This is a genomic window from Sunxiuqinia sp. sy24 (assembly GCF_052677165.1).
In genome coordinates this window covers 19,033-30,724 of the sequence record NZ_JBQYLH010000002.1, presented here as the reverse complement: position 1 = coordinate 30,724, position 11,692 = coordinate 19,033, and the positions used below count along the sequence as shown (strand labels likewise).

Annotated in this window: 8 protein-coding genes; 2 read left to right on the top strand and 6 right to left on the bottom strand. The window is 43.1% G+C overall.

Annotated features, from left to right (window positions below; translation table 11 throughout):
• Nucleotides 1-2: 2 nt before the first annotated feature.
• The 4 genes from ACUNWA_RS02365 to ACUNWA_RS02350 form a co-directional block, all read right to left on the bottom strand.
• Entirely contained in the window at nt 3-1,406 is a 1,404-nt protein-coding gene (locus tag ACUNWA_RS02365) for an efflux RND transporter periplasmic adaptor subunit (protein WP_445590276.1), read from the bottom strand.
• 261 nt (nt 1,407-1,667) lie between these two features.
• Nucleotides 1,668-3,056: a phosphoglucosamine mutase gene (glmM, locus tag ACUNWA_RS02360; RefSeq protein ID WP_445590275.1), complete on the bottom strand. Its 1,389-nt coding sequence runs from the start codon at nt 3,054-3,056 to the stop codon at nt 1,668-1,670.
• 43 nt (nt 3,057-3,099) lie between these two features.
• Nucleotides 3,100-4,605 carry a glutamine synthetase beta-grasp domain-containing protein gene (locus tag ACUNWA_RS02355; protein ID WP_445590274.1) on the bottom strand — a complete coding sequence of 502 codons (1,506 nt, stop codon included), beginning with the start codon at nt 4,603-4,605 and terminating at the stop codon, nt 3,100-3,102.
• Nucleotides 4,606-4,869: 264 nt separating this feature from the next.
• A complete protein-coding gene (locus ACUNWA_RS02350) occupies nt 4,870-6,075 on the bottom strand; it encodes a pyridoxal phosphate-dependent aminotransferase (protein WP_445590273.1) in 1,206 nt (401 codons plus the stop codon).
• Between the two features lie 250 nt (nt 6,076-6,325).
• Here ACUNWA_RS02350 and ald point away from each other — a divergent pair, with 250 nt between their 5' ends.
• Together ald and ACUNWA_RS02340 are read left to right on the top strand one after the other, a co-directional pair.
• Nucleotides 6,326-7,438 carry an alanine dehydrogenase gene (gene ald / locus ACUNWA_RS02345; RefSeq protein ID WP_445590272.1) on the top strand — a complete coding sequence of 371 codons (1,113 nt, stop codon included), beginning with the start codon at nt 6,326-6,328 and terminating at the stop codon, nt 7,436-7,438.
• Between the two features lie 439 nt (nt 7,439-7,877).
• Nucleotides 7,878-9,764, top strand: coding sequence for a hypothetical protein (locus ACUNWA_RS02340; RefSeq protein ID WP_445590271.1), 1,887 nt, complete (start codon nt 7,878-7,880; stop codon nt 9,762-9,764).
• A 211-nt stretch (nt 9,765-9,975) separates the two neighbouring features.
• Here the strand turns inward: ACUNWA_RS02340 and ACUNWA_RS02335 are convergent, their stop codons facing one another.
• Nucleotides 9,976-10,326, bottom strand: coding sequence for a sulfatase-like hydrolase/transferase (locus tag ACUNWA_RS02335; RefSeq protein ID WP_445590529.1), 351 nt, complete (start codon nt 10,324-10,326; stop codon nt 9,976-9,978).
• 347 nt (nt 10,327-10,673) lie between these two features.
• Nucleotides 10,674-11,672: a CehA/McbA family metallohydrolase gene (locus ACUNWA_RS02330; protein ID WP_445590270.1), complete on the bottom strand. Its 999-nt coding sequence runs from the start codon at nt 11,670-11,672 to the stop codon at nt 10,674-10,676.
• Between the last annotated feature and the right edge of the window lie 20 nt (nt 11,673-11,692).

The window sequence follows — 11,692 nt, the reverse complement described above, 5'->3', positions numbered from 1 at the left end:
GACTAATTACCGGTTGATTTTGATGACCCACCATTGGCGCGCGCCGACGCATTGCCGGGTTGAAGTTTCTTCTCCCCTGCTTGTTTATCGAAAGCTTCTTTTGCAGCCTTTTCTTCCGCTTCACGTTCTTCCTGCTCTTTCTGCAAGCTAGCGTAAATCTCCAATCCTTCGTACTCCAGATCGTCAGCTCCCTCAGGTACTGCCAGATAAACAGCATCACCTTCGGATACACCTTCTCTTACCAGCACATAATTTTCATTAGCATCGCCCAGCGACACAATTTGTTTCACCGCATTACCACGATGCAACTTATACACATACTGAAGGCTGTCGTTAGAGAAAACGCTTTCAAGCGGTATAAACAAGGTATCTGGCAAGGTGACGGCTTGAATTACGTTACTGGTGGTCATGGCCGGACGTAAATCAGGATCTTCATCAAAAATCTTAATCTTCACTTCAAAAACCTTGGCATCACTGTTTGGCATGTTTTGGCCCACATTCGCCATAGAAACAACTTCTCCGGAAAGTTCTTTATCCGGAAAGGCATCGACCCCCACTGTCACCGGTAAGCCCACCTTTACTTTTGAAATGTCAATTTCATTGATATAGGTTCGGGAAATGAGGTTCGTCATATCGGGGATGGTTGCAATAATCGGGTTCCACATGGTCACCCGCGAGCCAACCTTGGTCACGCCACCGAAGCCATATTTGTAATAGGTTAACAAGCCCGATTTGGGGGCAAATATCTCCAATGAGTTAAAGAGTACCTGCAGTTCTTTCAGGCGATCTTGTGTTTGACGATAGTTGATAAACCGGCGGGTCACCCGATTTTCTTCCTGCTCCCGCTTCAACTTATAGGCATTCTTTTCCTGCTCGTATTTACGTAGGGCCTTATCATGATCCATGGCCGCTTTTTTCTGAACAGAAGGCGATTCATAAATCGACTCCTCCATCACAATCTTTCGCTCTTCCAGGTCGAGCTGGGCATTGATAATCACATCGCGCTGATTACTTAGGTTCAGGTTCGAATCAATTTTGGCATCCTGAAGCTCTGTCAACTGAGTCTCCAGTTCGTCTTGGGTATTTTTTATATTTTCCTCAACCGCTTTGTGGTCAAGCGTACCGACATAATCGCCGGAATCGACATAGGTTCCTTCGTCAATTAAGTCGGTAATGGTTAATTCATAGATGCGCAGGTTGCGATCTTTCATCTTCTCCGGAATGGTAATGTTTTCCGAGTTTTCCGATTCCAGTTCGCCGGAAGAATAAATTTGAATTTCGAAAGGCCCCCGTTCTACCTGCACCGTAATGTCGGAAACGACTTTATCGCTGCCCTGAAAAATTAAATATGTAACAATTAATAGAACCGGAATAAGGACAATGAGTAAGATTTTCTTGTTTTTCATGAGTAAAATTAGTTAGCAGTATAATTAGTCAGTCTTTTAAATGACTTAAAAAATATCGATCATACTAAGTCTTGTTTTTACCGGGAAATCTGCCCCTTTCTCCATTCTCCTCCATCAGCAGAACAAGGCCTTTTGTTTTATCGCGTGGAAATTTAACAATAACTGTGCCAATTATCATAAACACAGTCACTTTCCTACAATCTGTTTAGGCACCCCGTTGAATGGTGTGCCTAAACAGAGACTAGAACTATCAGAATAGGTTTAATTTGAAATAATATCCCTGATTTCAGAGATAATACGCTGTGCTAACTCCTGAGAGGATTCCAGCTTGTTGGACTCGGCGTAAATCCGAATAATGGGTTCGGTGTTTGACTTGCGAAGGTGTACCCATTCATTTTCAAAGTCAATCTTGACACCATCAATATCATTGACTTGTTCGTGCTTGTATTTTTCCTTCATCTGCACCAAAACAGCATCCACATCAATATCCGGAGTCAACTCAATCTTATTTTTTGAGATAAAATAATCTGGATAAGTTTTCCGAAGTTCCGTACATGACTTGCCTGACTTGGCCAAAAGGCTCAGGAACAAGGCAATTCCAACCAGCGCATCGCGGCCATAGTGTGAAGCCGGATAAATAACCCCTCCATTGCCTTCGCCACCAATAACAGCGCCTGTTTCTTTCATCTTGGTTACCACATTAACCTCACCAACAGCCGATGCCGTATAGCTTCCGCCATGTTTCTCCGTTATATCGCGTAAAGCTCGGGTTGATGACAAATTAGACACGGTATTTCCCGCGGTTTGAGAAAGAATGTAGTCGGCCACAGCTACCAACGTATATTCTTCGTTAAACATCGAGCCATCTTCGCTGATAACTGACAAACGATCAACATCCGGGTCGACCACAAAACAAACATCCACTTGGTTTTCCTTCACCAAACGGCAAGTTTCTATCAGGTTTTCCGGCAGTGGTTCCGGCACATGAGCAAAATGTCCGGTTGGCTCTTCATTAATAGGAACAATGGTTTTCACTCCAAGGGCTTTCAACAAAGCAGGAATCGCAATGCCTCCTACGGAATTAACCGCATCAAAAGCCACGTTGAAATTCGCTTTAGCAATCGCATCGATATCCACCAGGTCCAGTTTAAGCACATGGTCAATATGCGCTTGCAGGTAATCTTTTTCTTCAATCGTTCCAAGCTCATAGACTTCCGCGAAATTAAAATCCTCCGCTTCGGCAAAGGCCAGAATCTTAGCACCCTCAGCAGCCGACAAAAACTCACCATCGCCATTAAGTAACTTCAGTGCATTCCACTGAGCTGGGTTATGACTTGCAGTCAAAATGATTCCACCATCGGCTTGTTCTTTTACCACCGCCAACTCGGTCGTTGGGGTCGTTGCCAGTCCGATATTGACTACCTGACAGCCCATACCATTTAACGAAGCACAAACCAAGGCTTCCACCATCTGCCCGGAGATTCGCGCATCGCGCCCCACAACAACGACAGGCTTTTCTTTACTGCTGGCCTCTTTAACCCAACGGGCATAGGAAGCACTGAATTTAACAACGTCGAGTGGACTTAATCCATCGCCCGGTTTTCCACCAATTGTCCCTCTGATTCCAGAGATTGATTTTATAAGTGTCATAAAAAGTGTTTTGAAAGGAAATTATTTATGTTTTAGCTCTTGTTTACATGTAATTTAAATAGTCATCCATCAAGTCCAGCAAATTCTGATTTTCACCATAAGTTTTAAAGTTTTCGCCCAAATCCTTATCGTTAAAGGCCCGCAATTTTAAGATCGTGTGGTTGATGATCGATTTCGGAAAAATAGCATCCGCCTCAAAATAATGCCGGTAATTCTCCAGCGTCTTCGCCGATTCATAGCACGATAAGGGCAAACGCTGAAACTTCTTTTCGTCCTCTTCCGGACTATCTTTCGCCATAAACAGGTTGTCGGAACAAAAATAAGCATCGGCTTTCTTCACCGACTCATGATCGGATAATCCATTGATGAAACCCACGATTAAGGCAGCCGAAAATAAATACGGATTGGCCGAACCATCAGACCCTCGGTATTCAATGGTTTGCCGGAAAGTATAATCGGTTTTCTTCTGTTCTTGTTGATTCAGAATAGCTCCAAAAGCAATGTTATTGTTCCAGCCCAATGGAACTCGTATCAGAGTTGAACGATTTTGTTTTCCCCAACAGATATGAGAAGGAACTCGCTGCCCCGGCATTGAACGCAGGTGTGATATGGGGTTGGTATTGGCAAAGGCCGTTAAAGCAGGAGCCAGCTCCAACACACCAGCAATCATACGCAAGCTTGTTGCTGTCAGCTCGCCACTCTCCACCAGGCAATTATTGCCATCCTGCTCTGCCAGAAAATGAAAGTGCATACCACTTCCCGGCTGGTTAAGCGATATCTTAGGAATGAAAGTCACATTCACCCTATATTTTAATCCCAGCATTCGTAAAATCCACTTGGCTATCACCAACTGATCCGAAGCATCTTCTGGATCAACCGGTGCAAATTCAATCTCGTGCTGTTCGTAATGTTTTCCACAATGAGAAAAGCGCCCGTTCTCGGCATGTCCAAAACGGACTTTACCTCCGCAACGGGCAATAAGCTTGATGGCTTCCACCCGGAGTGTTTCATGCAAAGTAAACGGCTCCGCAGAATGATAGCCATTGTTGGAAGATTCAACTTCCTTCTCCACCGGACTAATCACATAATATTCCAGTTCACCCATCATTTTGAGTGTCATGCCGGTTTCCTTGAAAAATCGCTTTTGTGCTTTCCGCAGAATATTTTCGGGTGAACTTTCCAGCGGTACACCATGCTCATCGTAGAACGAACACAAAATATCGACAGAAGGAATGCTGGCAAAAGGGTTCAGAAAAGCAGTCTTGTAACGTGGAACCAAATACAAATCGCTGGAATCAGCTTCGAGGTATGAAAAAATGCTACTCCCATCAACCCGTTCACCTGAAGATAGAATCATATCCAGCTCTTCAGGTCCGGTAACCATGAAATTAATGGTCTTCAGCTTCCCATCTTCGGCCACATAGCGAAAATTGACAATCTCTATTTCCCGCTCTTCAATATACCGAATCAAATCTTCTTTGGTGAATTCCGAAGCTGGTTTTTGAAGGTATTGCACCAACAAATTGGGGTTGTTCTGAATTGATGGCATAGCGTTCTAAAATTAAGTCATAAAAGTAGTCATGCCAATTGGAAATAAAAAACAGAAGATCAATTTGAGTGATCAATTACAAGACCTGAGCTACGAGTTACAAAAATCAAGCAGCCAATTAATAGAGCGAATCTCGAGTATCCAACTACAAGGATCGAAAATACAGAGATCAATAAATTCCAGATCCCAGAAACCAAATACCGATAGCGAATTATTTAGCTAATATCCAGCTTCAAGGATCCAGAATCGAGTATCCAGTTCCTGCTATTTCCGCAACGTATTGCCTGGATAAACTTTGAGGGCTTCTTCGAGTACTTTCAGTGCTTTGCCCAAATCTTCTTTATTCAAGACATATGCAATCCGCACCTGGTCTTTCCCTTGCCCCGGTGTAGTATAAAACCCAGAGGCTGGAGCCATAAACACAGTCTGATTTTCGTACTCAAAGTCACTGAGCAGCCAGCTGCAAAACTTGTCCGAGTCGTCAACCGGCAGTTGCGCAACGGTATAAAATGCCCCCATCGGAATAGGCGAATAGACTCCTTCTATGCGGTTCAGTCCATCAATCAAGAACTTACGCCGACTCACATACTCATTGTACGAATCCATGAGGTAGTCTTCGGTTTCTTCCAGCGATGCTTCGGCAGCAATTTGCCCAATCAAAGGCGGACTTAAGCGCGCCTGGCAAAATTTCATTACGTTTTTGCGCACCTCCTTGTTTTTAGTGATCAACGCCCCAATGCGCAAACCGCATTCGCTGTATCGCTTCGAAACAGAATCAATCAAAATCACATTTTGCTCAATTCCCTCCAGGTGGAAAGCCGAAATATAGGGAGCTCCGGTGTAGCAAAACTCGCGGTACACTTCATCCGAGAATAAGAACAAATTGTATTTCTTAACCAAGTCACGAATTTTATTCATCTCTTCCTTGGTATACAAATACCCGGTTGGGTTATTCGGATTGCAAATCATGATCCCCTTTGTTTTCGGGGTAATCAGTTTTTCAAACTCCTCAAACGGAGGCATAGCAAAACCTTCTTCAATTTTCGCCGGAATAGACTTGATAACCGCACCCGCAACAATCGCAAAAGCTTCGTAATTGGCGTAAGCGGGCTCTGGAACGATAATCTCATCACCGGGATCAAGACAGGACATGAATGCGAAAGTAACAGCTTCACTTCCCCCTGCAGTAATAATAATATCCTCCACATCAACCTGAATCACAAATTTGTGATAGTAGGCCGCCAACTTTTCGCGCAACGACAGAATTCCCTCACTGGGACTATATTCCAGAATTTTCCGGTCTATATTCCGAATCGCATCCAAAGCACGTTGGGGAGTAGGCAAGTCTGGTTGCCCAATGTTTAAGTGATAAACCTTTCTTCCTAACTTTTTAGCCTGTTCCGAAAGCGGAACGAGCTTACGGATAGGAGAATCAGGCATTTTATTTCCCCGAATTGATGTTGTAGGCATGTTAAATAAAATATTTTTGCTAAGCCGCCAAAGGTACAATTATCAATCTTAAATAAAAACAATCCTCCTAATTGGAATTTGACATTTTAACATCGAATTAAGTTTGACATTATCAACACTTTCAATTCCTGCCAAGCCTCCAGAGAGCCAACAAATCTTTCGCTCCGCTTTCTTGTGCTTTTGTCATGTTTTTCAATCAATTAAGCAGTTATTTTTGAATCATAGCATTCACACACTAAACGATAGAAAGATGATAATTGGCGTACCTAAAGAGATTAAGAATAACGAAAACAGGGTTGCATTGACACCTGCCGGAACTGCAGAACTGATTAAATGCGGACATGAAGTTTATGTGCAAGCCACTGCGGGTATTGGCAATGGTTTTACAGACGAGGCTTACCTAATGGCAGGCGCAAAACTACTTCCAACCATCGAGGAAGTTTATGCCATTGCCGAGATGATTATCAAGGTAAAAGAACCCATTGAATCCGAATATCCCCTCATAAAAAAGGGGCAAATTCTTTATACTTATTTCCATTTTGCTTCATCGGAAGTGCTAACCCAAGCCATGATCGAGCGCGAAGCCATTTGTCTGGCCTATGAAACCGTGGAGTTGAGCGACCGCTCCCTACCCTTGCTGATTCCCATGTCGGAAGTAGCAGGACGCATGTCGGTACAGGAAGGAGCCAAATACCTTGAAAAAACATATGGCGGCTATGGCGTTTTACTGGGCGGAGTGCCAGGCGTAACGCCAGCTAAAGTGCTGATCATTGGCGGTGGAATCGTAGGAACCGAAGCTGCAAAAATGGCTGCTGGACTGGGAGCCGATGTAACCATCATGGATGTCAGCCTGAAGCGCTTGCGCTATCTGGATGACATCATGCCCGCCAACGTAAACACCATGATGAGTAACGAATTCAATATTCGCGAAATGGTGCAGTCACACATCCTGATTATTGGTGCCGTTCTTATTCCGGGAGCCAAAGCACCCAAATTAATCACCCGCGACATGCTATCAACCATGCGTCCGGGAACTGTGATGGTAGACGTGGCCGTTGACCAAGGGGGATGTTTTGAAACCACCTCACCCACCACGCACGACAATCCCAACTTCGTAATTGATGACGTCATTCATTACTGTGTGGCCAACATGCCGGGTGCCGTACCACGAACCTCAACGCTGGCACTGACCAATGCCACCCTGCCCAACGCCATTCAGCTAGCCAACAAAGGATGGAAACAAGCTTGCCAGGACGACCTCCCTTTACGCAAGGGACTGAATGTAGTGGAAGGGAAAATTGTATACAAGGAAGTGGCCGATGCTTTTGGACTACCTTACGTGCCTGTAGAAACGGTCTTGTAAAAACCAACTGATTGATAATTTCAAAGGGTGGTGTCGCATATCGGCACCACCCTTTCTATTCCTCCAAAAACCTCAACAACCAACACTTAGCGTCTTTAATTTTCAGACGACCGACTCAAGAAGCACTAAAGAGTGGAGCAACCTCCTTATTGGCTCTTTCATTTTTTGAATTCATTTTCCCTCTTTCTTCTACAACCTTTCAAAGCAACACTTTGTTAAACTACAACCTAAGCTAAATGAGCCGGGTTCTGAAGCAGATGGACGTAAAAGACAAACTTCAAAAAAAAACACATCAACACATTTTATTTATTTATTATCAGATACTCATATGTTAAAAAGCAAAGATCGTTTAAAGAGCTCTTATAAACTATATTCGTTTGATGTTTTTGATACTTGCCTAATTCGATCTTGCGGAAAGCCAAGAATCGTTTTCTATTTAATGGCACTTGAATTGCATGGCGAAAACGCACATGAAGCTATAATTTATGACTTTGTAAATGCCCGAATTAGGGCAGAAAGGAAGGCTCTCAGCTCGCTAAGCTCTTCAAGCAAACAAGATGTTTCAATCCGTGAAATTTATACCTATCTCAATTCAGCAATAGTAGAATTATTTGGCATTGAACAATTAATTCAACTAGAATTAAAAATTGAAGAAAGCGTATTACGCCCAATTCATTCGACCAAGCAAGAAATCGATTTTCTGCATAATGAAGGGAAAAGCGTACTATACATATCCGACATGTATTTGCCATCCTCCTTTATAAAAAACCAATTGATTAAACATGGCTTTTGGGAGGAAGGAGATGAGCTTTATGTTTCAAATGAAGTCGGATTCACAAAAGAAAGCGGTGCATTGTTTGATCTGATTTCAGAAAATAAAAACACCCCCTTTAAGGAATGGTACCATTGCGGAGACAACAAGAAAAACGATCACCAGGTTCCCAAGCAAAAAGGAATTACAACCAAATTGCTGCGCAGTATCCAATATTCTCGCTATGAGTTGGAATGGATCAAGTCGGCAACGTTATCTGACAATCCGCTGCAAGGCGTACTAATGGCGGGAATAGCCCGAACGGTGCGCCTTTGTTCTGAAAAATCGGACATCACCGATATGGTCTCAGACGTTATTGCCCCACTCTTTGTTCCTTTCGTTGCCGGCGTACTGGAAGATGCCAACAAAAGAGGAATCAATCGAATCTACTTTTTAGCACGCGATGCTTATATCTTTTTACAAATAGCCAAAACATTTAGCGCTAGTTATCCCGACATCCAACTTTCATATTTGTATGGTTCACGAAGAACCTTCTATCTGGCAGGCATAGACCATGGCACAAGAGAAGAGTTCAACAGGATCATGGGGGGAGCCATCAGACGAACGCCCAAGCAAATGATGCGGCGCATTAACCTGGACGTCCATTTGCTGAATGATGGCTTGGAGTCTTTTTCAATCGATCAGAACTTCTATGACGAAAGTCTAACAACAGAGAGCTTTGAGCTTTTCCTGGATCTATTGACCGATAAAAAGGTCTTGCCACAACTACTTCACCAAGCCCAGAAACAAAAAGAAATTGCACGTCACTATTTCAAACAAGAAGGTATGTTCGACCCAGCCTCAACGGTTGCCATTGTTGACTTAGGCTGGACTAGAACATGCCAGAAATCAATTAATTCGATACTTGGCAACACCAAGGTATTTGGGTATTACTTTGGCGTGTTTAAAGACCGACTGCTACCCAACGAAGCGGGCGACTACATGGCTGGATTCTATCCCGAAGAAATTATTTGGTCTGAAAAAATTGACCGATCGCTCAATAGCGGATTTGTTGCGGTTGCCGAGCAGGTTTTTGCCATGACCACTGACGGGAGTACAATCGCTTACAAAAGGAAAGGTGACCAAATTGTTCCGGAATTTGACACGAAAGAAAATTCAGACATCTATGCTGAAGAGTACACAAAAAAACTGTATAGCAACACCGTCTCTTTCTCCAAAGAATACGCATCGTTTCATTGGTTAATGACCAACGCCAAATCGGCAATAACCGCCTGCGGACTCAATTCCTTATATCTTTTTATAGAAAGACCCAAGAGAAAGGAAACAATCATTTTCGACAAATTCAAAGCAGGTAATAACCTTAATGACAACGAGAAGATAATAACACACCTATCACCCCGAGTCTTATTTCAACTCCTAAAGTCAAAACTTAATTCGCACCAAAAACCGCCCGGCCTGCTATGGATACAAGGCTCAATTGCCTATACATTTGGTCAATTAGGACTGCAATTTTATTATTCTCTTCGCAAACTAAAAGAATGGGCATCAAACTAGAAGCAGCATTTGCCACTATAATCCTAACGAAAAAGCAACTTCCCGTCTATATCCAGACTCAGGGAAAGTTGCCTTTTCAGAGCATTATGCCCTGAGCTCTAAAAATATTGCAGACTCATCAAAATTTTAGTTTGAACGATCCACCGATTTACTTTTAGTACGATACTCTTGGAGCAGCTTATTCATTTCAACAACCTTTTCCGGATAACGCTCATACAGGTTGACACGTTGCTTCGAATTTAAATTCCCAATCCCACCCCAGATGCCATTTACCAATGCAGACTGTCGTGTAACCTTTGTTTTTCAACACTTGGGGCAAGGTGATATCGGTCGCTAAAAAAAAAGGCTTGCCAAAGGCATCAACAATGCCATGCTGTCTGCGCCAATGATACGTTCCGGTGAGTAGAGCAAAACGACTGGGCGAACAAATACCCGATGAGCTGCGCGCATCGCTAAAGCGCATGCCTTCCGCTGCCAATTGATCGAGATTTAGAGTCGGTATTGTCGAATTCGGATTCTGACAATTAAGGTCACCATAACCCATATCACCAGCATAGATAATAACAATATTGGGCTACTTGCGTTCTCCTTCCGAACAACTTACAAAAAGAAATCCCACTAATAATATTAATTAACCCCACGAATGTGCTTACACCCGCTTGTTCCCTACTACTATATCCTTTCATCTGCTACATTCCCTTTTTTTATGATACTAAATTCAGCGGGCACGCAGTACTCAACGAAGCGGAGTACGTGAGATTTCTCTTTCGGACCTGACCATGCCCGCCTGAATGATGAACTTTCAGCCACACGCCACAGCCATTTGTACAAATACTGAACACGCGCTCCAGCTATTTCAATTCATCCACGCCTCTCTGCCTACTGTTCCTTATCGTACTATGAGATCATTTATTTTGAGCTTGCTAAAAAGATAGGATTTGTCCATGCTGTATTACCATCGTTATCGGTTACTTCGCACCTTACCCACTTTGGTTTCTTTTTACTCAAGTCCCACTCTGCAGCTTGCAAGTCCTTTCCGTCTTCGGCTCTGTATACTTTACCATTTCCAGCACCACTTGTCCTAAATGCTATTTTCTTAACCGAGGAACATGCTATTTTTATTTTCATATCCTCACCCAATTGAAAATCCTTAATCACCGGACCTTTAGAAGCATAAAAGCAACCATTTTCGAGAGCCTCCAGTATGCTCTTATCAGTAAGCTCAGTAGCCTTTATCATTGTCCATGCCTTACCAACATCGGCACTACGATGAACATCATCGGTCGCCAAGCCCGACAAAACATGTCCATTATTCAACATCTGATCCCAGTGTACACGCCCACTGCCACTATCAGCATCCTGGCACACCTGGTTATGAACCTCTAAACCTAAATACCCCGATACTTCCGTCATTTCAACATAAGTATGTCCAGTCCAGTAAGGATGGGCATAAAACACTTTTGCCCCCTTGCTTTTAATATCGTCAATGATCTCCTGTGCCAATAAATCATTGTTGTATTTATACGGATGGGGTAAACCCAATCCCAGGAAATGATGAGTAGGTGCTCCCGAGTATGTTTCAGGATGAAACTCGATACTGCTCAATGCTAAGAACTTCTTATCTGAATAGCTCGATAAATCATTGGTTCTCCGGTGGTCGGTTATTGCCACAACATCAAATCCAACATCGCGATATTGTTTTAATCGTGTTGGCACATCCACATCGCCATCACTATTGGTAGTATGCACATGCAAGGCCGCTTTATACCAACTTCCTTCTGTCTCAAAAGGATTAGTCAATGTTTTTGTATCTGTAACATTTCCTTTTGCTGCACGAGCAAAAACAGTTGGAACAATCGTAGATACTGCAGAGATGCCTGCCAACTTAAAAAAATTACGTCTTTTCATTTTAGTTTGATTTTAGGTTA